Below are 24019 nucleotides of genomic sequence, written 5' to 3' on the forward strand. Positions count from 1 at the left end.
CTTCGTTTGTGAACTCAGGGGGACCCATACTCCGCGGCGGCCGTTTGAGGCGGGCCGGGGCCACGGCGTGCCCGCAAATAGACATTTGTGGCTAAGGGGTCCTGGTTTTCGCCGGGACGACGGGAACATCGCTCACCCAACCCAATCTTAACGTTTCGTTGATAGATCGGTGGCCATTGCCGCCTTGCGGCGCTTTAGGAATTTTCCGCCTTGGCTGTGATGGAGACACGATCCGAATCCTCTGCCGCAACCTCCGCGCCAGCGGGCCCGGCCGCTCGCGTGCGGGACCTCCTCGCGCGCCTGCTCGGCGGCACCAAGGAGGCGTCGGTCACCAAGCGCCTCGCGGGCATGATCTTCGTCATCCGCGTCATCAGCGCCGCGATCGCCTATCTGGCGCAGATCCTGCTGGCGCGCTGGATGAGCGGCTCGGACTACGGCATCTATGTCTATGTCTGGACCTGGGTGCTGCTGCTCGGCAGCACGATGGATTTCGGCATCGCGCCGTCCTCGCAGAAGATCATCCCGGAATATCGCGCGCGCGGCGACCTTGCCGCGCTGCGCGGCTTCCTCTCCGGCGGCCGCTGGGTGGTGCTTGCCGCGTCCAGCACAGTGGCGCTGCTGCTCGCCGGCGTAATCCACCTCGCATCGCCCTGGATCGATCCCAACGCGGTGGTGCCGCTCTATATCGGCTGCCTGACGCTGCCGCCCTTCGTGGTCGCCAACACCCAGGACGGCATCTCGCGCGCGCATGACTGGATGCAGCTCGGCCTGATGCCGCAATTCATCGTGCGGCAAGGGCTGATCATCGCGTTGACCGCCGGCGCGCTGGCGCTCGGCCTCAATCTCGGCGCGACGGTTGCGATGATCGCGAGCGCCGCGGCGGTCTACATCGCGGCGATCGGCCAGATGATCGTGCTGAACCGCCGCCTCAAAGCCCATCTCGGCCCAGGCGAGAAGACCTACGACGTCAAGGGCTGGTTCGCGATCTCACTGCCGATCATGCTGGTCGAGAGCTTCTATCTGCTGCTCGGCTACACCGACGTGCTGATGCTACAGCAATTCCGCTCCTCGGAGGAAGTCGGCATCTATTTCGCCGTGGTGAAGACGCTGGCACTGGTGTCGTTCGTCCACTATGCGATGTCGGCGACGACGGCGCACCGTTTCGCCGAGTACAACGCACTCGGCGACAAGGACCGACTGGCAGCCTATGTCACGCACGCGATCAGTTGGACGTTCTGGCCCTCATTGTTTGCAACGGTCGCCCTGCTCGCGTTTGGCAAGCCGCTGCTGTGGCTGTTCGGCCCGAAATTCGTCGACGGCTACAGCATCATGTTCGTGGCCGCGATCGGGCTCGTGGTGCGCTCGGCGATCGGGCCGGTGGAGCGGCTGTTGAACATGCTCGGCCACCAGAATATCTGCGCCACCGCCTATGCGGTGTCGTTCTTCATGAATGTCGGGCTCTGCATCGCGCTGGTGCCGCGCTACGGCGGCATGGGCGCAGCCGCCTCGACCTCGCTCTCGCTGACCTTCGAGACGATCCTGCTGTTCGTCGTGGTGCGCTCGCGCCTCGGGCTGCACGTGCTGGCATTCGGGAAGCGACAGCCGGCGGCGTAGCGCCTTGCGGTTCACTTCAGGAACGATCCGGCCACGGTCATCAGGATGCCGATCGTGGGAACATTCCAGATCATCGAACGCGCCAACGACAGATCAGCTGCGTACAGGATCGTGTAGGCGATGCGGCCCCAGAGGTAGAGCTGCGCGCCCGACAATGTCAGCCAATTGTGCGCGCCCACCATGGCCGCGAGCACGATCGCAGCGGCAAAGAATGGAAAGGTCTCGAGATAATTTCGGAGCGAGCGCTCGGCCCGCCCGGCGAGGCCTGTGAGCGGCGGAACGCTCTGCTCCCGCGAGCTCGCGGTCCAGTGATAGCCGCGTTGCCAGCTCTGCAGATGCGCAGTGACAATGATGTGGGCAATACCGAAGACGATGCCGGCAGCGAGCGTGGCGAGCTCGGTGGTCATGCAAGAGCCCTCGCCTGACGCGAGCGGCTCTGATCAATCAGAGCCGCCTTTTCGTCTTTCGACTGATCCGGCAACGCGGCGCTGAACGCCGCGTTCGCCGACCGAAGATCGCCGCCTTACTCCGCGGTCCAGCCGCCGTCGATCGAGAGGTTGGCACCGGTGATCTGCGCCGCATCGTCGCCGCACAGGAACAGCGCCAGCGCCGCAACCTGCTCCGAGGTCACGAACTCCTTGGTCGGCTGCGCGGCCAACAGCACGTCCTTGATGACCTGCTCCTTGGTCATGTTGCGCGCCTTCATGGTCTCCGGAATCTGGTGCTCGACCAACGGCGTCCAGACATAGCCCGGCGAGATGCAGTTGCAGGTGATCTTGAACTGCGCGAGCTCGAGGGCCGCGGTCTTTGTGAGTCCGGCGATGCCATGCTTGGCCGAGACGTAGGCCGACTTGAACGGCGAGGCCACCAGCGAATGTGCCGAGGCGGTGTTGATGATGCGGCCCCAGCCGCGCTTCTTCATGCCGGGCACCGCGGCGCGGATGCCGTAGAACGCGGACGACAGGTTGATCGCGATGATCGCTTCCCACTTCTCCGGCGGGAATTCCTCGATCGGCGACACGAACTGGATGCCGGCATTGTTGACCAGGATATCGACCGAACCGAAGGTCTTCTCGCCGAGCGCGACCATCTCGGCGATCTCCGCCGGCTTGGTCATGTCGGCCGGCGAATGCACCGCCTTGACCTTGAAATCGGTCTCGATGCCGGAACGTTCCTTCTCGATGTCGGCCGGAACGCCCATGCCATTGAGGACGATATTGGCGCCGGCGCCCGCGAAGGCGCGTGCGTAAGCCAATCCGATGCCGCTGGTCGAGCCGGTCACAACGGCGGTCTTGCCTGTCAATGTACCCATTATCGGTCGCTCCTATTTGCCTGCGGGGGCTTCGGGTTCATCCCCCGTCAGATCGTAAGTCACCATGGTTTCCCCGGACTGTGGCCGTTCTAGCCATTCTTTGTGACGCATCGACAAATGCACGTCGCGGACGCCCGCGCCCCAGTGCTCGACCATCGCAACATGGGAGAAGTCGTAATCTTTCGAGGAGCTCTCGTAGTTCTTGCTCTTGTAGATCAGGTGAACCACCGTGACGGTGTTCTCCTTCGACGCCTTGCGCAGCAGTTCGACCGACGGATCGTTCTTCAGGTAATCGGGCAGCTTGCTGATGAGGTCGCGCACCGCCATGCGGGCATTGTGGACCTGCTTGTTCTTGTCGGTGTTCATCCGTGTCCGGCTGGAATAGCGGATGTCCTTTTCGCGCTCGGCGGCCTCCAGCAGCGTCTCCGGCAACGGCCCGCGCGCACTGAACAGGTCGACCTGGAAGATCAGCAGATCGCGGCTGGTCTCCTCGTCGAGCACGAAATCGAGCGGCGTGTTGGAGGCGATGCCGCCGTCCCAGTAATGCTCGCCCTCGATCACGACGGCGGGAAAGCCCGGCGGCAGCGCGCCCGAGGCCATGATGTGCTCGGGACCGATCTTTTTACCGAGCTTCTTGAACTCGTAATTGTCGAAATAGCAGAAGTTGCCGGAGGTGACGCCGACCGCGCCGACCGACAGGCGCGTCTTCAGGTCGTTGATGCGATCGAAGTCGACAAGCCGCTCCAACGTCTTCTTCAGGGGCGCCGTGTCGTAATAGCTCAGCGATTGCGAGCTGCCGGGCGGCCACAGCGGCGCCGGCGGAATCCGCGGCGTGAAGAAGCCGGGCACGCCGAAAGTCGCGATGATCGCAGCAGAGGTCTCGTTGAACAGCGAGCGGGCGCGCTCATGCTTCGACACCGGGTTCCACGGCACCGGCGCCGACACCATCTCCCAGAATTCCTTCAACCGCGGCACCCGCCTGTCCGGCTCGTTGCCGGCGATGATCGCGGCATTGATGGCGCCGATCGAGATGCCGGCGATCCATTCCGGCTCGAAGCCCGCGTGGCAGAGCGCCTGGAAGGCACCGGCCTGGTAGGAGCCGAGCGCCCCGCCGCCCTGGAGAACCAGCACCCGCTGCGCTTGCGCGGGCGTCGAGGCCGGCGCGGAATCCGAAGTATCCATCCGTAACCGTTCGGTCAGAAATGACTTGAGCCGCACCGTGGCGGCTGTTCGCCGCGCCGTCAATCAGCGAGATGAGCGGGTCTTGTTTGGGCATGATCCACTTTTCCGGATCATGCCTTGGATCACGCGGAATTTATCGAAATCAGGTTGCTGCCAGAATGAGCGTCCAGAACACCTTGTATTTGGTGTTTGGAGCATAGACGGCCGCGATGCCCATTTTTGTGACACCGCTCTTGAGCATATTGGCCTTGTGCGGCGGTGAATCGCGCCACCCAGAGAACGCTTCCGCGAGCGTGTGATAGCCGGCCGAGATGTTCTCGACCGCGACGGTCGCGGGATAGCCGCCGGCCTCGAGCCGCTTGCCGAGCGGGGCCTTCACGTCGTGATCCATCTTGTTGCGGGCGGCCATCGCCTGCGATTGCTGCTCGGCGAGCCTGGTCAGCGCGGGATCCACCACCACGACGCCAAGGCCGTTGTTCTGGCGGTACTGCGAAAACATGATCGCGGCGGCCTGGCTATCCAGCACGGCACCGGGCTGCGCCATGTTGAGATACATGGCCGGTTCTTCCGGGATTTTGGTCTCTGTGCCGCAGCCGGCAAGCACCAGAAGCCCGAACAGGGCGACCGTCGTCCGTTTCACTCGTGAGAACCCCCAAAGTTGGCCCGCCGTTGTTGCATACCAACCGTGGCTGAATGGTGAACAGGGGCTAACTTTTGACAGCCAAATGCCGGCATTGCCGGGTAGCTTCCGGTGGCGTCATCCGGGTTATGGCCATCCCGTTGACACCATTGCGCGTTTCTGGCTCGGTCGGCCTAACGTAATCGTCGGGTTGAGGAAGGTCATGAGCCAGCAAGCAGCCCTGCCGATCGCCGATTCGAGCGCGACGCGCGCGATCTTCGATTGGCTCGAGCGGTTCGCCGCCTGCGTCCGGGCCGTGGACTATGCCGCCGCCCGTCCGTTCTGGCATCCCGACATCATCGCCTTCGGCACCTACCAGGAACTGATCCGCGGCCTCGCGCGCTGGACCGAGACGCAATGGGACAATGTCTGGCCGCGTACGGCGGACTTTGCCTTCGACCTCGACAATACCGCGGTGCTGATGAGCGGCGACGGCAACATGGCGACCGTGATCACGCCCTGGACCAGCACCGGCTTCCGTGCGGACGGTAGCCGGTTCGATCGGCCGGGACGAGCGACCATCATCCTCGCGCGGCAGACCGACGGACGTTGGCTCGGCATTCATTCCCACATGTCGCTGCAACGTGGCGTGCCGCAGGACAGCCATGGCAACCGCCCGGTCAAGGCGCGTTGACCGTGAGCCCTTGTCGCTCGTTCTAGTCCTGCGCGGCAAAGATCCGGTAGCGGCGGGGCTGTAGCGAGACGATCTCGCCGGCCTGCAATTCACGGTCGCGGGGGGCGTCGATCTCGATCACCGTCTTGCCCTCGCTGCCCGACAGCGTCACCTCGGCGCGCTGGATCGGACCGAACGAGCGGACGTGGCGGATGGCGCCTTCGAGTGCGCCGGCGCCGGCCGGACCGACCGCCATGTCGTGACGGCGGACGAACAGCTTTGCCGCGCCGGATGCAGCGCCGAGCGCCGGAATGTTCAGAGGCCGGCCGTCCAGCCGCACCGCATCGCCCGCGACATCGACCGGCAGCACGATGGATTCGCCGATGAAACCGTGCACGAAGGCGGTCGCCGGATTGTCATAGACCTCGCCCGGCGAGCCGATCTGCTCGATCTTGCCCTTGTCCATCACCACGACGCGGTTGGCGACTTCGAGCGCCTCCTCCTGGTCGTGGGTGACGAAGATCGAGGTGACGTGGATCTCGTTGTGCAGCGAGCGCAGCCACTGCCGCAGCTCCTTGCGCACCTTGGCATCGAGCGCACCGAACGGCTCGTCGAGCAGCAGGATGCGCGGCTCGATCGCGAGCGCACGCGCCAGCGCGATGCGCTGCCGCTGGCCGCCGGACAACTGGCTCGGATAGCGGTTGGCGAGCCAATCGAGTTGCACCAGGTCGAGCAGGTTCTTGACGCGCGCGCGGATCGTCGCTTCGTCCTTGCGGATCGCGCGCGGCTGCACCCGCAAGCCGAAGGCGACGTTCTCGAACACGGTCATGTGGCGGAACAGCGCGTAATGCTGGAACACGAAGCCGACCTGGCGCTCGCTGGCGCCGCGCGACAGCGCGTTCTCGCCGTCGATCGCGACCTCGCCGGAGTCAGGCCAGTCCAGGCCGGCAATGATGCGCAGCAGCGTGGTCTTGCCGGAGCCGGACGGGCCGAGCAGCGCCAGGAGTTCGCCGTCGGCAACCCTGAGATCGACATTGTCGAGCGCGGCAAAGCTGCCGAACCGTTTTACGATATTTGTGACTTCAATCGCCATCGGCGGCCTCACCTTCATCCAGACGCCGTTCGAGGATGGTCTTCACGACCAGCGTGATCAGCGCCAGCATCGCCAGCAGCGATGCGATCGCGAACGACGCGACGAACTGATATTCGTTGTAGAGAATCTCGACCAGCAGCGGCATCGTGTTGGTCTCGCCGCGGATATGACCTGACACGACCGACACTGCGCCGAACTCGCCCATCGCCCGCGCATTGCAGAGCAGGACACCGTAGAGCAGGCCCCATTTGATGTTGGGCAGCGTGACACGGAAAAACGTTTGCAGGCCGGAAGCGCCGAGCGAGATCGCCGCCTCCTCCTCCTGGGTGCCCTGCTCCTGCATCAACGGGATCAGCGCGCGGGCCACGAACGGGAAGGTGACGAAGATCGTCGCCAGCGCGATGCCCGGCACCGCGAACAGGATGTGGATGTTGTGCGCCTGTAGCCATGGCCCGAAATAGCCCTGCGCGCCGAACAGAAGCACGAAGACCAGGCCCGAGATCACGGGCGACACCGAGAACGGCAGGTCGATCAGCGTGATCAGGAAGGTCTTGCCGGTGAACTCGAATTTCGAGATCGCCCAGGCCGCGAGCACGCCGAACACCAGGTTGAGCGTGACCGAGATCGCGGCGATCAGCAGTGTCAGCCTGATCGCCGCGAGCGCCTCAGGCTCGGCGAGCGCCGCGAGATAGGCGCCGACGCCCTTCGAGAAGGCGGAGGCGAACACCACGACGAGCGGCAGCACGACGAACACACTGAGGAAGGCGATCGCGAGCGCAATGATGATGAAGCGGATCGGGCCGGGCTCGGTGCGCAAATTGCGTTGCGCGCTGCTCGGCTCCACGCGCGCGATCTCGCGCAGCGGCGCCGGCGCGGCGACGCTGACGTCGGTCGCAACCGGATAGGTCCGCAGTTGCGGCGTCGAGGTCGCCAATCCCGTCTGCATCGACATCTTTGGGGCCTCAATGCACGGGGATGCGGGCTTGCGCCCAGCGTTGCAGCCGGTTGATCAGGAAGATGATCAGGAACGAGGCCACCAGCATCACGACCGCGATCGCGGTCGCATCGGCATAGCGGAACTCGGACAGCCGGATCACGATCAGCAGCGGCGCGATCTCGGAGACGTTGGGCAGATTGCCGGCGATGAAGATCACCGAACCGTACTCACCGATGGCGCGGGCGAAGGCGAGCGCAAAGCCGGTGAGCAGCGCCGGGATCAGGCTCGGCAGGATGACGCGAAACACGGTGTGCCAGCGATTGGCGCCAAGGCTCGCGGCCGCCTCCTCGATCTCGGGATCGAGATCAATCAGCACCGGCTGCACCGTGCGCACCACGAAGGGAATGCCGATGAAGATCATCGCGATGAAGATGCCGATCGGCGTGAACGCGACCTTGATGCCGAGCTCGGCGAGCGGCGCGCCGAGCCAACCCTTCTGCGCGAACAATTGCGTCAGCGCGACGCCGGCGACCGCGGTCGGCAACGCAAAGGGAATATCGACGATGGCATCGAACAGCCGCCGGCCGGGAAAGCGATAGCGCACCAGCGCCCAGACGATGATGGTGCCCATCACCAGGTTGACGCAAGCGGCCGCAAACGACAGCCCGAACGAGATCTTCAGCGCGTTCAGCGTGCGGCGGCTGGTGACGATGCTCCAGAACTGATCGAAGCTGAGCTCTGATGTCTTGAGGAACAGCGCGGCCAGCGGAATCAGGATGATGACGGAGAGCCATGTCAGGGTCAGTCCCATGGTGAGACCGAACCCTGGCAGGGTACTGCGCCGCGCAACCGCTGTGCTCACGATTCCCCCTGCATGTTCATCAGTTCTTGTAGATCTGATCGAAGATGCCGCCCTCGGCGAAGTGCTCCTTCTGCGCCTTGGTCCAACCACCAAAAACGTCGTCGATGGTGAAAAGTTCGACCTTGGCGAAGGACTTCTCGTACTCCTTGGCGATCTCGGGATCGCGCGGCCGGTAGGAATTGCGGGCGGCGATCTCCTGGCCTTCCTTGGTGTACCAGTACTTCAGATAGGCTTCGGCGACCGCGCGGGTGCCCTTCTTGTCGGCGACAGTGTCGACGACGGCGACCGGCGGCTCGGCCAGAATCGACTGCGCCGGCGCCACGATCTCGAACTTGTCCGGACCGAATTCGCGCAGCGCCAGGAAGGCCTCGTTCTCCCAGGCGAGCAGCACGTCGCCGACACCGCGCTCGACGAAGGTCACGGTCGAGCCGCGCGCGCCGGTGTCGAGCACCGGGACGTTCTGGTAGAGGTCAGCGACGAACTTCTTCGCCCTGTCGGCGGAGCCGAACTTCTTCTGCGCATAGCCCCAGGCGGCGAGATAGTTCCAGCGCGCACCGCCGGAGGTCTTCGGGTTCGGCGTGATCACGGCAACGCCCGGCTTGACCAGATCGTCCCAATCCTTGACCCCCTTGGGATTGCCCTTGCGCACCAGGAACACGATGGTCGAGGTGTAGGGCGACGCGTTGAGTGGCAACCGCTTCTGCCAGTCCGTGGCGAGCAGACCCTTGCCCGCGATCGCATCGATGTCGTAGGCGAGCGCCAGCGTGACCACATCCGCCTGCAATCCGTCGATCACCGAGCGCGCCTGCGAGCCCGAGCCGCCATGCGACTGCTTGATCTCGACGCTCTTGCCGGTTTCCTTCTGATAGGCCGCGGCGAACGCCTTGTTGAAATCGACATAGAGCTCGCGCGTCGGATCATAGGACACGTTGAGCAGCGAATAGTCGGCCGCGAAGGCCGAACTCGCCCACAACAGTCCCGCGACCAGCGGCAGCATACGACGGATCATTTTGGTCTCCATTCAACCTGAGAATGTCAGGGAACACGCCAGACATAACTCACGGTGAAGTGGCCTTAAGTCAACGAAACCGGTTTTCTTTGTTTTCAGCGGCGCAGCGCGCTTGTGCTACGAAGCAGCCGCGCTGCGAAGGCTTTGTCGCGTCACCAAATCGCGATGAACCAGCACCGCGACCGAACGCTTCTTTCGGAGCATGATCTCCGCGCAAACGCTTCACGCTTGTCGCAAGGGATGCCGCTTCGCACCGTTCCGGATTAAGCCCTACGACAGCTTCATCGTATGGATGCCGCATTCCGTCTTCGCCCGGCCACGCCAGCGGCCGTCGCGTGCATCCTCGCCGGCTGCGGACCGGCTCGAGCAAGGCATACACCCGACCGACTGATATCCCGATGCGACAAGTGGATGCGGCGGCAGTCTGCCGAGCGCGTAGATCGCCTCGATCTCCTCGCGGGAGACGTTGGCGAACGGATTGAATTTCAGCCTGACGCCGTCGTCCTCGACGACGGGGATCTCGGTGCGGGCACCGCCCTGGAACCGCTTGCGGCCGTTGATCCAGCCAGAGAACGGCTTCAACGCCCGCGCCAGCGGCTCCACCTTCCGGATGCGACAGCAGGCGTCGGGATCGGTGAACCACAATTCGCGATCCGCATCCTGGCGCGCCAGCACCTCTTCGTCGGGCTTGATCGAACGCACGTCGGTGAGGCCGAGCGTGGCGATCAACGTGTCGCGATAGGCCAGTGTCTCCTCGAACAGCCAGCCGGTATCGAGGAACACCACCGGGATCGCAGGATCGACATCCGCCATCACCTTGAGCAGCGCAGCGGATTCAGTGCCAAACGACGACACCAGCGCCAGTTTCTCGCGGCCGACGGTCTCCAGCGCCGCAGCGATCACCTCGGCGGGCGAAGCCGTCCGCAAGGCACGATCGAGCGCGTCGGCCGCGGGCAATGCGGCCGGCGTCGTAGCGAGCTCTGGTGCAAGCGTGCTCACTGGCCCGCGCTCTCCGAGTGACGCAGCTGCATGCGGCGGTTGAGTGCGGTGACGCGACCGTCGCCGGTCGGCTGGTAGAACACCGAATAGCGCTGCATGGTCGCGGCGAAGGCATCGGCGTCGGCGTCCTTCTTGACCTCGAAGGCATCGAAGCCGGCGCGGGTCATGAACACGAACTGGTCGCGCAGGATCTGTCCGGTGGCGCGCAGCTCGCCGTCGTAGCCATAACGCTCGCGCAGCAGGCGCGCCTGGCTGTAGGCACGGCCGTCGCGGAAGGTCGGGAACACCAGCGCGACAGTGGCAAGGCGATCGAGATGCGGCACCAACTCGTCGAGCGCGCGGTTGTTTGGCCAGATCACGCCGACCTTGCCAGCGCGGCGCAGCAGCGCCTCGGGATCGGCGAGAAACCGTTCGGCACTCACCAGCACCGCGCCATCGCCCGGCAGTTCGGCGCCGTCGGCGACGTGGACGAACGGGTCCGTGGTCAGTCTTCCCTGCTTAACGAGTGGCATAGACCCGCTCCCTGATCGGCTCGACGCCCAGACGCTTCACCGTATCGACGAACAATTCCTCGGGACGGTCGCGCAGCGCGAGATAGGCTTCGACAATGTCTTCGATCACGTCGGCGACCTCCGCATAGGGAACGGCCGGGCCGATCAAGGTGCCCAGTTGCGCGTTCTCGTCGGCGCGGCCACCAATCGTGATCTGGTAGAATTCCTCACCGTTCTTCTCGACGCCGAGGATGCCGATGTGGCCGACATGGTGATGGCCGCAGGCATTGATGCAGCCGGAGATGTTGATGTGCAGCCGGCCGATCAGGTCCGCAGTGTCGTGGTTGGCGAAGCGCCGCGTCAATTCCTGCGCGATCGGGATCGAGCGCGCATTGGCCAGCGAGCAGTAATCAAGCCCCGGGCAGGCGATGATGTCGGTGACGAGGTTGACGTTCGGCGTCGCGAGGCCGAGACGGTCGAGCGCCTTGAACAGCTGAGGCAGGTCGCGCTTGGCGACGTGCGGCAGCGCCAGGTTCTGCTCGTGGCCGACGCGGATCTCGCCGAACGAATATCTGTCGGCGAGGTCGGCGACCGCGTCCATCTGCTCGGCGGTGGCATCGCCCGGAGGGCCGCCAACCGGCTTCAGCGACAGCACGACGATCGAGTAGCCCTGCACCTTGTGCGGAAACACCGAGTTCTTGCGCCAGCGCTCGAACAGCGGATCATGCGCGGCCTGCTTCAGCTCGTCCGGCATGTGCGGCAGCTTTTCGTAGGCCGGGTAGGAGAAGCGCGAGCGGACCTCCTCGATGGCGGCATGATCGAGCGTCAGCCCGACATCGCCCATCGCCTTCCACTCCTCGTCGACTTCCTTGGCGAATTTCTCGATGCCGAGCTCGTGCACCAGGATCTTGATACGCGCCTTGTAGATGTTGTCACGGCGGCCGTACTGGTTGTAGACCCGCAGGATCGCCTCGATGTAGCTCAGGATATCGCGGCCGGAGACGAACGGCTTGATGGTCTTGGCGATGAACGGCGTGCGGCCGAGGCCGCCGCCGACCAGCACCTCGAAGCCGGTCTCGCCGTCGGCATTCTTGTGCAGCCGCAGGCCGATGTCGTGGATCTTGATCGCGGCGCGGTCATGCTCCGACGCGGTGATCGCGATCTTGAACTTGCGCGGCAGGAACGAGAATTCCGGATGCAACGTGGTGTGCTGGCGGATCAGCTCCGACCAGATCCGCGGATCCTCGATCTCGCCCGGCGCGACCCCGGCCCACTGGTCCGAGGTGACGTTGCGCATATTATTGCCGGAGGTCTGCATCGCGTGGATACCGACCTCGGCGAGATCGGCCAGCGCGTCGGGCAGCTCGGCGAGCTTGATCCAGTTGAACTGGATGTTCTGCCGGGTGGTGAAATGGCCGTAGCCGCGATCGTAGCGGCGCGCGACGTGGGCGAAGCGGCGCAGCTGCTTCGACGACAGCGTGCCGTAGGGGATCGCGACGCGGAACATGTAGGCGTGCAGCTGCAAATACACGCCGTTCTGCAAGCGCAGGATCTTGAATTCGTCCTCGGTGAGCTCGCCGGAAAGGCGGCGCTTCACCTGGTCGCGAAATTCCGAAACACGCTCGTTGATCAGCGTGCGGTCGAGTTCGTCATATGCATACATGTTCGATAAGCCTTACAACGCGTCTTGTGCCGGCGCGCTTTACGCGGGGACCTGGAGATCGATGGTGACGCCCTTGGCGCGGATATATTCGCGGAGGTTGCCCGGATTGACCTTGCCGCCGTCCTTGAGCTCGACCGGCGCGATGTAGGGGCCGACCGCGCCGACGTCGTCGGCGGCGGCTTCGGCCAGCAGCGCGCGGGCCTCGTCGGACGTGGTGACGATCGCGGAGTCGGCGAGTTCGGTGGACCAGCCCTGCTTGGCGGTCCGGTACACCACGGCGCCGTCCCAGGTCCGGTTGGCGGTGACCATCGAGGGGCCCGTGATCCTGATTTTCTTCTGTTCGAGCGGAGAGGTCATTCGGCAGCTTTCAGCAGTTCGGAGAACATCTGGTTGGAGAACAATTGGGTGACGTTGGATCGGCTCCACGGCGCGGAGTGCGCGACCACGTCGCCGATGATGAGAACAGCGGGACCGCCATCGACCTGTTTGACCAGTTCGGGCAGCCGCGCCAGCGTGCCGACCGCGGCCTTGGCATCCGGCCGCGTCACGCGCGCGAACACGCCGACCGGCGTCTCCGGCGAACGGCCGGCGGCGAGCATGCCGTCGCGGATCGACGGCGCCGCGGTCATGCCCATGTAGACGACGACGGTCATCTTCTTGTCGGTCAGCACTGACCAGTCGACCACCTCGGCGTCGCGCGCCTTGTGCGCGGTCAGGAAGGTGATGCGCAGCGCCTCGTGGCGGAAGGTCAGCGGCACCTCGAATTGCGCGGCCGCGCCGAGACCGGCGGAGACGCCGGGAATAATGGAGTAGGCGACACCGGCATCGCGCAGCGCCTCGATCTCCTCGCCGCCGCGGCCGAAGATAAAGGGATCACCGCCCTTCAGCCGCACCGCGCGCTGGCCGGATTGCGCGGCCTCGATCATCAGATGGTTGATGGCGTCCTGGCCGATGCCGGGCTTGCCGACACGGCGGCCGACCGGAATCCGCGTCGCATCGCGCCGGATGCGGTCGAGAATCTCAGCTGACACCAATTCGTCATAGAACACGACGTCGGCATCCTGCAACGCGCGCAGCGCCTTCACCGTGAGCAGGTCCGGATCGCCGGGACCGGCGCCGACCAAGGTGACATGACCAACGGCCTTGCCTTCAGCGTCAGCGCCGGCGAAGGCGGCGGGATCGGCGATTGCGTTGAGCGCCTGCTCGGCTTCGTCCTTGCGGCCGGCCAGCACCAGCGCGCCGATCGGGCCATCGACGATGCGCTCCCAGAAGCGGCGGCGCAGCGGAAACTCGTCGATGCGCGCATGCATCGATTTGCGGAAGCGGCCGATGAAGCCGGCGAGATCGCCGATCCGTGCCGGCAGCACCGCCTCGATCGTCTCGCGGATGCGGCGCGCCACCACCGGCGACGTGCCGCCGGTGCCGACCGCGACCACGACATCGCCGCGATCGACGATCGCCGGCATGATGAAGGTGGAATGGACGAGGTCGTCCATCACATTGACCGGCAGGCCGACAGCCTTCGCGCGCACCGACATCGCAACCCCGATGTCGCCTGCACCGGCACAGAGAATGGCGATGACGTCGGAGAGATCGGCCGCAAGCGGATCGCCCTCGGCGCGCTCGATGCGCGCGGCGTCCTCTGCCGCGATGCCGGAGAGCTCATGATCGCCATCGGTCGCGTACCAGCGCACGGCGGCGCCGGCAGCCGCGAGCAGCCGCAACTTGGCGCGCGCGAGCTCGCCCGCTCCAACGAGCAGCACCTTGCCGCTTTGCAGATCCAGAAACACAGGCAGGTATCGCATCAGACACTCGCTTCCCCAATTTGGGGGTTGACTGAAATTATTTTCTATTTATCTCTCGATCAAGCCCAGCAAAGAGAAAATTATTTCTTCTCTATTGCAGCGCAACTTTAGAATTTTCAACTCCACAGGCCAAGGCCAAGAGATGCATCTTCTCGACAACGAATCCGCCGCTGCCGGAACGCGGTCCGCAGCCCTTGCACAAGCATCTTCCGTGCCGGGAGTTTCGGCCCTTCAGGCCGCTCCGACGATGGATCATCTCGACGAGCTGGAGGCCCAGAGCATCTACATTCTGCGCGAGGCGTTCGCCCGGCTGAAGAAGCTCGCGCTGCTGTGGTCGCTCGGCAAGGATTCCAACGTGATGATCTGGCTGGCGCGCAAGGCGTTCTTCGGCCGGGTCCCGTTCCCGGCGATGCATGTCGACACCGGCAAGAAGTTTCCCGAGATGTATGCGTTCCGCGATCGCTTCGGCAAGGAGTGGGATCTCGACCTCCGCGTCGAGCCCTGCCCGCCGATCGACAGCGTCGACCCCACCCTGCCGCCGGCCGCGCGCTCCGCGGCGCGCAAGACCGAGGGTCTGAAGCTCGCTCTCAATAAATACGGCTTCGATGGATTGATCGCCGGCATCCGCCGCGACGAGGAAGCGACCCGCGCCAAGGAGCGCGTGTTCTCGCCACGCGGCCTCGAGGGCGAATGGGACGTGCGCGACCAGCCGCCGGAGTTCTGGGATCACTTCAATGCATCGCCGCCGCAAGGCGCTCACTTGCGCATCCACCCGATCCTGCATTGGACCGAGGCCGACATCTGGGCCTACACCAAGCGCGAAGGCATTCCGATCATCCCGCTCTATCTCGCCAAGGACGGCAAGCGCTATCGCTCGCTGGGCGATCAGGACATCACCAACCCGGTGGCCTCCACAGCGTCCAACATCGACGAGATCCTGGCCGAGCTCGATGCCACCAAGATCCCGGAGCGCGCAGGACGCGCGCTCGACCACGAGACCGAGGATGCGTTCGAGCGGCTGCGCGTCGCCGGCTATCTCTGATCCAAGTCTGGCGTGAGCACTCCGATGAACATGATCCTTCCGACCGCCTCGATCTCGGCGACCCCGAACGGCACCACGCGTCCCCAGGTCCGCATCGTCATCGTCGGCCATGTCGACCACGGCAAGTCCACGCTGGTGGGCCGTCTGCTGCATGAGACCGGCAGCCTGCCGGACGGCAAGCTGGAGATGCTGAAGGCGGTCAGCGCGCGGCGCGGCATGCCGTTCGAGTGGTCGTTCCTGCTCGACGCGTTGCAGACCGAGCGCGACCAGGGCATCACCATCGACACCACCCAGATCCGCTTCCGCACCCGCTCGCGCGATGTGGTGCTGATCGACGCGCCCGGCCATGCCGAGTTCTTGCGCAACATGATCACCGGTGCCTCGCAGGCCGATGGCGCGGTGCTGATCATCGACGCGCTCGAAGGCGTCCGCTCGCAGACCCGCCGGCACGGCTATCTGCTGCATCTGCTCGGCGTGAAGCAGGTCGCGGTCGTCGTCAACAAGATGGACCGGGTCGATTTCAGCGCCGCTCGATTCAACGAGATCAGCGCGGAGATTTCCGCGCACCTGATCGGCCTGGGCGTAACGCCGACCGCCGTGGTTCCGATCTCCGCGCGCGATGGTGACGGCGTCGCCGAGCACACGCCGCGGATCGACTGGTACAAGGGACCGACCGTGGTCGAGGCGCTCGATGCGCTCGAGCCGGCAAAGCCGCTGGCCGAACTGGCGCTGCGGCTGCCGGTGCAGGCGATCTACAAGTTCGACGACCGTCGCATCGTGGCCGGCCGCGTCGAGTCCGGCAGCCTGAAGGCCGGCGACGAGATCGTGATCATGCCGACCGGCAAGATCGCGAAGATCAAGACGGTCGAGAGCTGGCCGGTGACGCCGGTCAACGGTCCGCAGGGCGCCGGACGCTCGGTCGGCATCACGCTCGACCGCGAACTGTTCCTCGAGCGCGGCGACATCATCGGCCATGCCGGGCAAAGCCCGCGCGACACCCGCCGCATCCGCGCGCGGATCTTCTGGCTGCACGACAAGCCGCTGACCAAGGGCGAGCAGATCCTGATCCGGCTCGGCACCAAGGAAAGCCGCGCCACCGTGGTCGCGATCGAGAAGGCGATCGATCCCGGCGCGCTGTCGAACGAAGAGAACTCAGCGATCGCGCGCAACCATGTCGGCGAGATCGACATCTCGCTGGCGCAGCCGGTCGCGACCGATCCCTACACCGACAATCCGCGCACCGGACGCCTGGTGATCGAAGTCAACGGCCGCATCGCCGGCGGTGGCCTCGTGCTGTCGGTCGACGCCGGCCGGCCCGCGGTGCCGGTCGATATCGTGCCGGTGGAATCCGCGCTGCGGCTGGATGAACGCTCGGCGCGGTACCATCACAATGGCGCGGTGATCTGGCTGACCGGCCTGCCCGGCTCGGGCAAGTCGACTTTGGCGAAAGCGCTGGAGCGGCGCCTGTTCAGCATTGGCGGCTCGCCGATCCTGCTCGACGGCGACACGCTGCGCGCGGGCCTCAACAGCGATCTCGGCTTCTCGTCGCAGGATCGCGCCGAGAACATCCGCCGCCTCGCCGAGGTCGCAACCCATCTGGCGCGCAACGGCCATATCGCGATCGTCGCCGCGGTGTCGCCATCGGCAGCCGACCGCGCCGCCGCACGCCGGATCGCCGACAGTGCATTCCGAGAAATCTATGTCGCGACACCCGCCGAGGTCTGCGAGACCCGCGATCCCAAGGGCCATTACGCCAAGGCGCGCTCGGGCGGATTGCCCTCGTTTACCGGCATCACCAACGACTACCAGCCGCCGACCGGCAATGAGCTGACCATCGACACCTCGAACCGCTCGGTCACCGAGGCCACCGACGAGATCGAGCGGATGCTGGCCGAGACCGGCGTGCTGTTCGATGAGCTGACCGACCTCGCGGCGAACATCTAGGGCTGCCTGATCTGTCGTCGTCCGGCTTGACCGGACGACCCAGTATTCCAGAGACATCGGTGCTTGAGCCGATAGCCCCCGGCGTACTGGATGCCCCGCTTGAAGCGAGGCATGACGGCGGTGTGTAAGACGAGATGTGCATCGTCACGCGACCGCATCGCGCGCAATTATTCCGCGGCGCGCTGGCTTCCCGCCGCCTGCCGCATCATCCCGGGCGATTGCCCGGTGATCCGCTTGAAGGCGCGGCTGAAGGCCGCTTGCGACGCATAGCCGAGTTGGCGCGCGACCAGATCGATCGGCTGGCGTTCATGCTCGATCCACTGCGCCGCAAGGCGCATGCGCAATTCGGCCAGATAGCGCGCGGGCGACAGTCCGGTCATCGACTGGAAGCGTTCGGCAAACAGCGAGCGCGAGCAACCGGCCTCCGCCGCCAGTTCGGCAACCGTCCAGTTGCGGCCGGGTGCGCGATGCAGCGCGCCGATGGCACGGCCGAGACGCGGATCGCGCAGGGCCTCGAACCAGCCAACGGCTTTGTCGCCACCGCACTCAACCCAGGCCCGCACGATCGAGGCGGCAAGAACATCGGCGAGCCGCGCCATGACGCCGACGGAGCCGACCCGCGGCGTACAGGTCTCGCGCTCCATCGCCTTCAGGATCGGTTCGATCTCCGGCTCGCGCGCGAGCATTGTGCCAACCTGCATGACTTCCGGCATCTGGGCGATCAGCGGACGCATGCCGCCGAGATCGAAGTTCATGCACGCGCTGAAGATCAGCACCCGCTCGCCATCCGGGCATCCCTCAGGGCAGGCCGAGGTCACATCGACATTGCCGCACAGCGTCTCGGTCTCGAAGCGCTCGACATCGAAGCTCGGCTCGTCCGCAGCCGAGACGAGATCGTGCGCGCCGCCGCGCGGCAGGAAGATGGCATCACCGCATCCGAGCGGCAGCACCTGCCCATCGGCGTGGCGCAGAAACGCGGTGCCATGCGCAACGAAGTGAAATTGGGCGCGCCCGACCGGCGTCTCGAACCGAAAGCCGAACGGCGCCCTGGTCGCGACCCGGCGGTAGTGAACCCCCTCGAGCCGCATGCCGAGCAGCAGTTCGCTTACCAGATCAACGACGGCGTCTGCCGGAGGGGTGGCAGGTGATTTGGACGCACGATCAAACATTGGAGCGTTTATGGCATAGATACTCCGAAACCTCCAGCCTATGTGTGCGGCACCGCAGCACAGGATGGAAGTCAGTCGATGGATCAGGAAGTAAACCCCGCTCTGGCGCAGGCAGATGATCTGGTCGCGCTGACGGCGCGCGACGTGGCGCGCGGGGCTGAACCGCTCGCGTCGGAACAGCCGGCATGGTTGGCGGTCGCTGCGATGATGCTGGGTGTCACCGCCCTTCTGACAGCAGAGTTCCTGCCGTCCGGATTGCTGACGCCGATGGCAAGGGATCTCGGCGTGAGTCCGGGCCTCGCCGGTCAGGCGGTGACCACGACCTCGCTGGCCGGCCTGGTCGGCGCATTGTTCACCCCGACACTGACGCGCAGCTTCAACCGCAAGCCGGTGCTGCTCAGCTTCGCTGTTCTTCTGGCAATCTCCAATCTGCTAGTGGCGCTGGCGCCCAACATCACCTTCCTGCTCACGGCGCGGATCGTGCTCGGCCTCGCCCTCGGCGGCTTCTGGGCGATGGCGGCGGCGACGACGATCCGCCTGGTGCCGACAGCGCTGGTGCCGCGCGCTTTGTCGATCGTGATGAGCGGCGTTCCCGCCGCGATGATCATCGCCGTGCCGCTCGGCAGCTATCTCGGCGAGGTGATGAGCTGGCGCGCTGTGTTCCTGCTGGCGACGGCGTTTGCCGGCATCGTGTTCGTGGTGCAGGCGCTGGTGCTGCCGCGTCTGGCCCCGAGGGGAGCAGCCGGGTTCGGCACCTTGATCGAGATCCTGCAACGTCCGGGGATCGGCGCCGGCATCCTGGCGGCGACCTTGGTCTTCACCGGACATTTCGGCTATTTCGGCTATATCCGCCCGTTCCTTGAAAACGTGACCGGGCTGAGCGCGGCCGGCGTCGCCGCGACCTTGCTCGCATTCGGCGTCGCCAACTATCTCGGCTCGTTCGTGAGCGGCTTCCTGGCCGAACGCAAACTCAAGCTCACGATGATCGCGATGCCGTTCCTCATCGGCCTGGTCGGCCTGTTGCTTGCGGCCTATGGCAAGGATGTCGTTCCCGCGCTGGTGCTGGTCGCGCTCTGGGGCTTTGCCTTCAGCGGCGTTCCTGTGGCGACGACGACCTGGATCACGCGCATGGTGCCCGATGAGACGGAAAGCGGCACCGGAATGACGGTGGCCTCGATCTTCCTCGGCATCACCACGGGCGCCGCCGGCGGCGGGCTGGTCCTCGACGTCATGGGCGCGCCCGCCGTGTTCGTCGCCGGCGCCATTCCCCTGCTGCTCGCCGTCCTGCTGATCGCGACCAAGGTCCGGACCAAGCCTTCCTGACCGTCGCAAGGCGGGAGAACCGCGACACCCCGGATGCTCCGCCTACAGCGGCATGACGCAGCAGCGGAGCCCGGCAAAGGGGCCTTCTCAGAGCCGTGGCTTTAAGGCTAAAAGAGCCGTGAACGCGGCCCTTTGGCGCGTTTTTTGCTGATTTCGTTCGAAAACAGCGCCTAAACGCCCCATTTCTTTGAGAAAGCCCATCATGACTCGTGTCGATGCCCACGGATTGAAGATCGCCCCTGTCCTGTTCGATTTCATCGCCAAGGAGGCGACGCCCAAGACCGGGATCGCGCCGGACGCGTTCTGGGCCGGACTTGCCGCCATTATCCAGAAGCTCGGACCGAAGAACCGCGAGCTGCTCGCCGTGCGCGACACGCTACAGGCCAAGATCGACGACTGGCATCGCGCCCACAAGGGCAAGGCGTTCGACATCAACGCCTACACCGCCTTCCTCAAGGAGATCGGCTATCTGTTGCCGGAGCCGGCGACCCACAAGGTCGAGACGGCCAATGTGGACGAAGAGATCGGCAAGATCTGCGGCCCGCAGCTCGTGGTGCCGCTGACCAACGCCCGCTACGCGCTGAACGCCGCCAACGCGCGCTGGGGCTCGCTGTACGACGCCTTCTACGGCACCGACGCGATCCCGCACGATCCGAGCGAGGCTGGCCGTGGCTACAACAAGGCCCGCGGCGACAAGGTGATCGCCAAGGCCAAGGCCTTCCTCGATGCCGCCGTCCCGCTTGCGACCGCGAGCCACACCGACGTGACCTCCTACAGCGTGATCTCGGGCCAGCTCTCGGCCAAGCTGAAGAGCGGCAACGCCACCGCGCTGAAGAACGGCGCGCAGTTCGCCGGCTATCAGGGCGACGCCGCGTCCCCGAGCGCGATCCTGCTCGTCAACAACGGCATGCATGTCGAGGTCAAGATCGACCGCAACAACACGATCGGCAAGGACGATCCGGCCGGCGTCGCCGACATGATCCTGGAATCGGCGGTCTCCACCATCCTCGACATGGAAGACTCGGTTGCCGCCGTCGACGCCGAGGACAAGGTGCTGGTCTATCGCAACACGCTCGGCCTGATGAACGGCACGCTGTCGGCCGATTTCGAGAAGGGCGGCAAGACGCTGACGCGCGCGCTCAATGCCGACCGCGTCTACAAGAAGCCTGACGGCGGCGAGCTGAAGCTGCACGGCCGCAGCCTGCTGCTGATGCGCAATGTCGGCCACCACATGTTCACCGACGCGGTGCTCGACGCCAAGGGCGAGGAGATTCCGGAAGGCCTGCTCGATGCTGCGGTCGCCGGGCTGCTCGCGATCCACGACCTCAAGGGCAATTCCAAGACCAAGAACAGCCGCACCGGCTCGGTCTATATCGTCAAGCCGAAGATGCACGGCCCCGATGAAGTGACGCTGACCTGCGACCTGTTCGCCGAGGTCGAAAAGATGCTCGGCCTGCCGGAGAACACCATCAAGGTCGGCATCATGGACGAGGAGCGCCGCACCACGGTCAACCTCAAGGCGTGCATCCAGCGCGCCTCCAAGCGCATCATGTTCATCAACACTGGATTCCTCGACCGCACCGGCGACGAGATCCACACCTCGATGGAAGCGGGTCCGATGATCCGCAAGAACGACATGAAGGCGCAGCCCTGGATCAAGGCCTATGAGGACTGGAACGTCGACACCGGTCTGGTCGATGGCCTGCCCGGCCATGCCCAGATCGGCAAGGGCATGTGGGCCGCGCCCGACAAGATGGCGGACATGCTGGCGCAGAAGATCGGCCATCCGCAGGCCGGCGCCACCACCGCCTGGGTGCCGTCGCCGACCGCCGCCACGCTGCACGCGCTGCACTATCACCAGGTCAACGTGATCGCCCGCCAGCAGGAGCTCGCCAAGGGCGGCCCGCGCGCCAAGCTGTCCGACATCCTCACCATTCCGGTGTCGCAGTCGAACTGGGCGCCCGACGACGTCAAGCAGGAGATCGACAACAACTGCCAGGGCATCCTGGGTTACGTCGTGCGCTGGATCGACCAGGGCGTCGGCTGCTCCAAGGTGCCTGACATCCACGACGTCGGCCTGATGGAAGATCGCGCCACGCTGCGCATCTCGAGCCAGCATCTGGCGAACTGGCTGCATCAGGGCGTCATCACCCGGGATCAGGTGATGGAATCGTTGAAGCGGATGGCCGTCGTGGTCGACAAGCAGAATGCCGGCGACAGTCTCTACAAGCCGATGGCGCCGTCATTCGATGGCGTCGCGTTCAAGGCCGCCTGCGATCTGGTGTTCGAGGGCCGCACCCAACCGAACGGCTACACCGAATACATCCTCACCGCACGCCGCCGCGAGGCCAAGGCCGCGGGCTGATCCGCGAATCCTGCGACAAGCAAAAGCCCCGGCGATGCGCCGGGGCTTTTTTGGTTGGAGACAAGTCGTTTCGCTTGCAACGGCGATCCTAAAACACCGCGAGATATTTCAGCAGCGAGACGATGCCGATGATGATGACGACGACCCGTGCGATCTGCTTGGCGCGGCCGTCGAGCGGCAGCATGTTGATGAGATAAAGAACCAGGATAACGACAAGGAAAGTGACGAGTACGCCGACGAGCATGCGGGGCCCCCTGATGGCATCGGTGATTGTGGTGTTCGCACTGAACTAACGTGCGAAGATGAGACCGGTTCCCTACGCCGGAACCGAATGCGCCTCGTCCGTCGAGGCGATGCTATTCACGCGCCAGCACCGGTGCACGTTCGTACTTGGCGCGGACGCGATCCGGCGCCGGCGTGAAGTTGAGCGACGCGCCGCGGCGATCCGGGCGGCCGACCGCCATCAACCCGTCCTTGCCGGCGACGATATCGCCCTTGCGCAGGGTCGGATCGTCCTCGATCTTGACAGCCGCGAGGCCGACGGGGTCCTTGCCGTTGCAGGTGCAACCCGAAACGATCTGGTCGCGATAGCGGTATGCGTTCGGCAGTTCGGAGTACGGCTTGCCGTCTTCGGTCGCGGCGTTGTCGATGTTGCCGCCATAGACCACCTCGGTCGCGCTCGCCGGACAGAAGCTGTTGCAGCTTTCCGCCTTGCTCTGGTTGCCGGTCGCCGCCAGCGGGAAGTAGCGGCCGTCGCAGGTGCGCACGCAATAGGCCTGGCCGACATCGTAGCGCGCACGGCGTTCGACCCGCGGCGCCATCGGCACCGGGCCGTCGTCGAACGGCATCCGGATCACCGGTGGGCGGTCCTGGATGAAGCCGCCGAACAGTTGCGAGAAGAAATCCTGGGCCTGCGCCGCGGGCGCAAGGGACAAAGCGAGCAATGCCGCCGTCCCGAACGCCCACCGCCTGGAATTGAGCTTCATCATACCGCTCCCCGGTGCAACGCCGATGCTCAGTACAACGACGAACCCGCCGGGATGTTCATTGCCTGACGGCCCGACGGCAGCGTCATGACCGCGGGACGCGGTTGCAGCGGCATCGGCCGGGCCGAGATCTGCGTCGGGGCCGGGCCGATCTCACGCGCGGCCAGATGGGCTGCGTTCTTCGGCAGCACCACGACCTTGGTGCCGACATCGACCCGGCTGAACAGGTCGGAGACGTCTTCATTGGTCAGACGGATGCAGCCCGACGACACGAACTTGCCGATCGTCGTGGGATCATTGGTGCCGTGGATGCGGTACTCGCTCGAACCAAGATACATCGCGCGGGCGCCGAGCGGGTTACCCGGGCCGCCGGCCATGAAGCGCGGCAGATAGGGCTGGCGCTTGATCATCTCGGCCGGCGGATGCCAGTCCGGCCATTCCGCCTTGCGGGTGATGGTCTGGGTGCCGGCCCAGGTGAAGCCCTCGCGGCCGACGCCTACGCCGTAGCGGATCGCCCGACCGCCGCCGAGCACATAATAAAGCGCCGTGTTGCCGGTATCGATGATGATGGTGCCCGGCGCCTCGGTCGTGTTGAGCGCGACCGTGGTCGGACGCAGCCGCGCCGGCAGCGCGCCGTCCTCGGTGGCTTCGGTCGAGGGATCGTTCATCACCTCGTCGGAGGGATATGCGCCAGGCTGCGTCGACGCATAACCGAGCGCGGAAGAACTGACCTGGGCGCTGGCCGGATTGGTGAGGACGAACGGCGCCACGAACAAGACGCTGGCGAAGGCAAAGGTCCGCGCGGCGCGCGACGCAAGCCGGCGGCTGGAGAAAGACTGCTCTGTCATGTGCTGCCCCTGAACGGGATGCGCATCGTGGTGATGCTGTGACGATGCAACGCGCGGGACCGCGCGGGAGTTCCGCCGCGAAT

The 24019-nt window shown here is 65.2% G+C and carries 23 protein-coding genes; 6 read left to right on the forward strand and 17 right to left on the reverse strand.

Translation table 11 applies throughout. The features are described from left to right. Window positions 1–219: 219 nt before the first annotated feature. Window positions 220–1614, forward strand: a complete 1395-nt coding sequence (locus tag B2W55_RS15705) for an oligosaccharide flippase family protein (RefSeq protein ID WP_029879252.1) — start codon at window positions 220–222, stop codon at window positions 1612–1614. Window positions 1615–1625: 11 nt separating this feature from the next. Here the strand turns inward: B2W55_RS15705 and B2W55_RS15710 are convergent, their stop codons facing one another. The 4 genes from B2W55_RS15710 to B2W55_RS15725 form a co-directional block, all read right to left on the reverse strand. After that, window positions 1626–2021 carry an MAPEG family protein gene (locus B2W55_RS15710; protein ID WP_024581918.1) on the reverse strand — a complete coding sequence of 132 codons (396 nt, stop codon included), beginning with the start codon at window positions 2019–2021 and terminating at the stop codon, window positions 1626–1628. A 116-nt stretch (window positions 2022–2137) separates the two neighbouring features. Then, on the reverse strand, window positions 2138–2926 hold the full coding sequence (locus tag B2W55_RS15715; RefSeq protein WP_024581917.1) for a 3-hydroxybutyrate dehydrogenase: 789 nt from the start codon (window positions 2924–2926) through the stop codon (window positions 2138–2140). A gap of 12 nt (window positions 2927–2938) precedes the next feature. After that, window positions 2939–4108 carry a DUF3734 domain-containing protein gene (locus tag B2W55_RS15720; RefSeq protein WP_024581916.1) on the reverse strand — a complete coding sequence of 390 codons (1170 nt, stop codon included), beginning with the start codon at window positions 4106–4108 and terminating at the stop codon, window positions 2939–2941. 142 nt (window positions 4109–4250) lie between these two features. Then, window positions 4251–4748 carry a CAP domain-containing protein gene (locus B2W55_RS15725; RefSeq protein ID WP_024581915.1) on the reverse strand — a complete coding sequence of 166 codons (498 nt, stop codon included), beginning with the start codon at window positions 4746–4748 and terminating at the stop codon, window positions 4251–4253. 202 nt (window positions 4749–4950) lie between these two features. Between B2W55_RS15725 and B2W55_RS15730 the strand changes: the two genes are divergently transcribed. Continuing rightward, window positions 4951–5421, forward strand: a complete 471-nt coding sequence (locus B2W55_RS15730; RefSeq protein ID WP_024581914.1) for a YybH family protein — start codon at window positions 4951–4953, stop codon at window positions 5419–5421. 22 nt (window positions 5422–5443) lie between these two features. On the opposite strand, the gene B2W55_RS15735 is transcribed toward B2W55_RS15730, so the two are convergent. The 9 genes from B2W55_RS15735 to cysG form a co-directional block, all read right to left on the reverse strand. Continuing rightward, entirely contained in the window at window positions 5444–6493 is a 1050-nt protein-coding gene (locus B2W55_RS15735; protein WP_024581913.1) for a sulfate/molybdate ABC transporter ATP-binding protein, read from the reverse strand. Continuing rightward, the gene (cysW, locus tag B2W55_RS15740; RefSeq protein ID WP_244442223.1) at window positions 6483–7445 is read right to left on the reverse strand and encodes a sulfate ABC transporter permease subunit CysW; all 963 of its coding nucleotides are present in this window, start codon (window positions 7443–7445) and stop codon (window positions 6483–6485) included. The genes B2W55_RS15735 and cysW overlap by 11 nt, the downstream gene beginning before the upstream one ends. Before the next feature lie 10 nt (window positions 7446–7455). Next, window positions 7456–8262, reverse strand: a complete 807-nt coding sequence (gene cysT / locus B2W55_RS15745; RefSeq protein WP_080890839.1) for a sulfate ABC transporter permease subunit CysT — start codon at window positions 8260–8262, stop codon at window positions 7456–7458. A gap of 49 nt (window positions 8263–8311) precedes the next feature. Further along, the gene (locus B2W55_RS15750; protein WP_024581910.1) at window positions 8312–9301 is read right to left on the reverse strand and encodes a sulfate ABC transporter substrate-binding protein; all 990 of its coding nucleotides are present in this window, start codon (window positions 9299–9301) and stop codon (window positions 8312–8314) included. Between the two features lie 270 nt (window positions 9302–9571). Then, a complete protein-coding gene (locus B2W55_RS15755) occupies window positions 9572–10300 on the reverse strand; it encodes a phosphoadenylyl-sulfate reductase (RefSeq protein WP_024581909.1) in 729 nt (242 codons plus the stop codon). Further along, window positions 10297–10812, reverse strand: coding sequence for a DUF934 domain-containing protein (locus B2W55_RS15760; protein WP_024581908.1), 516 nt, complete (start codon window positions 10810–10812; stop codon window positions 10297–10299). Before B2W55_RS15760 ends, B2W55_RS15755 begins: the two co-directional genes overlap by 4 nt. Further along, a complete protein-coding gene (locus B2W55_RS15765; RefSeq protein ID WP_024581907.1) occupies window positions 10799–12454 on the reverse strand; it encodes a nitrite/sulfite reductase in 1656 nt (551 codons plus the stop codon). The genes B2W55_RS15760 and B2W55_RS15765 overlap by 14 nt, the downstream gene beginning before the upstream one ends. A gap of 39 nt (window positions 12455–12493) precedes the next feature. Then, window positions 12494–12811, reverse strand: a complete 318-nt coding sequence (locus tag B2W55_RS15770; RefSeq protein ID WP_024581906.1) for a DUF2849 domain-containing protein — start codon at window positions 12809–12811, stop codon at window positions 12494–12496. Beyond that, complete coding sequence (gene cysG / locus B2W55_RS15775; RefSeq protein WP_024581905.1) at window positions 12808–14259, reverse strand: siroheme synthase CysG; 1452 nt, start codon at window positions 14257–14259, stop codon at window positions 12808–12810. The genes B2W55_RS15770 and cysG overlap by 4 nt, the downstream gene beginning before the upstream one ends. A 247-nt stretch (window positions 14260–14506) precedes the next feature. Between cysG and cysD the strand changes: the two genes are divergently transcribed. Both cysD and cysC read left to right on the forward strand, forming a co-directional pair. Continuing rightward, window positions 14507–15301: a sulfate adenylyltransferase subunit CysD gene (gene cysD, locus B2W55_RS15780; RefSeq protein WP_024581904.1), complete on the forward strand. Its 795-nt coding sequence runs from the start codon at window positions 14507–14509 to the stop codon at window positions 15299–15301. Between the two features lie 24 nt (window positions 15302–15325). Continuing rightward, complete coding sequence (gene cysC, locus B2W55_RS15785) at window positions 15326–17245, forward strand: adenylyl-sulfate kinase (protein WP_024581903.1); 1920 nt, start codon at window positions 15326–15328, stop codon at window positions 17243–17245. 167 nt (window positions 17246–17412) lie between these two features. Here the strand turns inward: cysC and B2W55_RS15790 are convergent, their stop codons facing one another. Beyond that, entirely contained in the window at window positions 17413–18414 is a 1002-nt protein-coding gene (locus tag B2W55_RS15790; protein ID WP_024581902.1) for an AraC family transcriptional regulator, read from the reverse strand. 78 nt (window positions 18415–18492) lie between these two features. On the opposite strand from B2W55_RS15790, the gene B2W55_RS15795 reads away from it, so the two are divergent. Together B2W55_RS15795 and B2W55_RS15800 are read left to right on the forward strand one after the other, a co-directional pair. Beyond that, on the forward strand, window positions 18493–19737 hold the full coding sequence (locus B2W55_RS15795; RefSeq protein WP_080890838.1) for an MFS transporter: 1245 nt from the start codon (window positions 18493–18495) through the stop codon (window positions 19735–19737). A 202-nt stretch (window positions 19738–19939) separates the two neighbouring features. Further along, window positions 19940–22102 carry a malate synthase G gene (locus tag B2W55_RS15800; RefSeq protein WP_024581901.1) on the forward strand — a complete coding sequence of 721 codons (2163 nt, stop codon included), beginning with the start codon at window positions 19940–19942 and terminating at the stop codon, window positions 22100–22102. Between the two features lie 88 nt (window positions 22103–22190). Here the strand turns inward: B2W55_RS15800 and B2W55_RS15805 are convergent, their stop codons facing one another. The 3 genes from B2W55_RS15805 to B2W55_RS15815 all read right to left on the reverse strand — a co-directional run bounded on the left by B2W55_RS15805 (window position 22191) and on the right by B2W55_RS15815 (window position 23936). Next, on the reverse strand, window positions 22191–22346 hold the full coding sequence (locus B2W55_RS15805) for a Thivi_2564 family membrane protein (protein ID WP_061880958.1): 156 nt from the start codon (window positions 22344–22346) through the stop codon (window positions 22191–22193). A gap of 112 nt (window positions 22347–22458) precedes the next feature. Then, window positions 22459–23091 (reverse strand): DUF2865 domain-containing protein, encoded by a 633-nt coding sequence (locus B2W55_RS15810; RefSeq protein ID WP_024581900.1) that lies wholly within the window; start codon window positions 23089–23091, stop codon window positions 22459–22461. A 26-nt stretch (window positions 23092–23117) separates the two neighbouring features. Continuing rightward, the gene (locus tag B2W55_RS15815; protein WP_024581899.1) at window positions 23118–23936 is read right to left on the reverse strand and encodes a L,D-transpeptidase; all 819 of its coding nucleotides are present in this window, start codon (window positions 23934–23936) and stop codon (window positions 23118–23120) included. Between the last annotated feature and the right edge of the window lie 83 nt (window positions 23937–24019).

Source organism: Bradyrhizobium sp. UBA2491, from assembly GCF_002341725.1.
GTDB lineage: Bacteria > Pseudomonadota > Alphaproteobacteria > Rhizobiales > Xanthobacteraceae > Bradyrhizobium.

Coding starts and splice junctions, on each gene's coding strand:
- B2W55_RS15705 (WP_029879252.1), top strand. CDS start 220: ATGGAGACACGATCCGAATCCTCTGCCGCAACCTCCGCGCCAGCGGGC.
- B2W55_RS15710 (WP_024581918.1), bottom strand. CDS start 2,021: ATGACCACCGAGCTCGCCACGCTCGCTGCCGGCATCGTCTTCGGTATT.
- B2W55_RS15715 (WP_024581917.1), bottom strand. CDS start 2,926: ATGGGTACATTGACAGGCAAGACCGCCGTTGTGACCGGCTCGACCAGC.
- B2W55_RS15720 (WP_024581916.1), bottom strand. CDS start 4,108: ATGGATACTTCGGATTCCGCGCCGGCCTCGACGCCCGCGCAAGCGCAG.
- B2W55_RS15730 (WP_024581914.1), top strand. CDS start 4,951: ATGAGCCAGCAAGCAGCCCTGCCGATCGCCGATTCGAGCGCGACGCGC.
- B2W55_RS15735 (WP_024581913.1), bottom strand. CDS start 6,493: ATGGCGATTGAAGTCACAAATATCGTAAAACGGTTCGGCAGCTTTGCC.
- cysW (WP_244442223.1), bottom strand. CDS start 7,445: ATGTCGATGCAGACGGGATTGGCGACCTCGACGCCGCAACTGCGGACC.
- B2W55_RS15750 (WP_024581910.1), bottom strand. CDS start 9,301: ATGATCCGTCGTATGCTGCCGCTGGTCGCGGGACTGTTGTGGGCGAGT.
- B2W55_RS15760 (WP_024581908.1), bottom strand. CDS start 10,812: ATGCCACTCGTTAAGCAGGGAAGACTGACCACGGACCCGTTCGTCCAC.
- B2W55_RS15765 (WP_024581907.1), bottom strand. CDS start 12,454: ATGTATGCATATGACGAACTCGACCGCACGCTGATCAACGAGCGTGTT.
- B2W55_RS15770 (WP_024581906.1), bottom strand. CDS start 12,811: ATGACCTCTCCGCTCGAACAGAAGAAAATCAGGATCACGGGCCCCTCG.
- cysG (WP_024581905.1), bottom strand. CDS start 14,259: ATGCGATACCTGCCTGTGTTTCTGGATCTGCAAAGCGGCAAGGTGCTG.
- cysD (WP_024581904.1), top strand. CDS start 14,507: ATGGATCATCTCGACGAGCTGGAGGCCCAGAGCATCTACATTCTGCGC.
- cysC (WP_024581903.1), top strand. CDS start 15,326: ATGAACATGATCCTTCCGACCGCCTCGATCTCGGCGACCCCGAACGGC.
- B2W55_RS15790 (WP_024581902.1), bottom strand. CDS start 18,414: ATGTTTGATCGTGCGTCCAAATCACCTGCCACCCCTCCGGCAGACGCC.
- B2W55_RS15795 (WP_080890838.1), top strand. CDS start 18,493: ATGGATCAGGAAGTAAACCCCGCTCTGGCGCAGGCAGATGATCTGGTC.
- B2W55_RS15800 (WP_024581901.1), top strand. CDS start 19,940: ATGACTCGTGTCGATGCCCACGGATTGAAGATCGCCCCTGTCCTGTTC.
- B2W55_RS15805 (WP_061880958.1), bottom strand. CDS start 22,346: ATGCTCGTCGGCGTACTCGTCACTTTCCTTGTCGTTATCCTGGTTCTT.
- B2W55_RS15810 (WP_024581900.1), bottom strand. CDS start 23,091: ATGATGAAGCTCAATTCCAGGCGGTGGGCGTTCGGGACGGCGGCATTG.
- B2W55_RS15815 (WP_024581899.1), bottom strand. CDS start 23,936: ATGACAGAGCAGTCTTTCTCCAGCCGCCGGCTTGCGTCGCGCGCCGCG.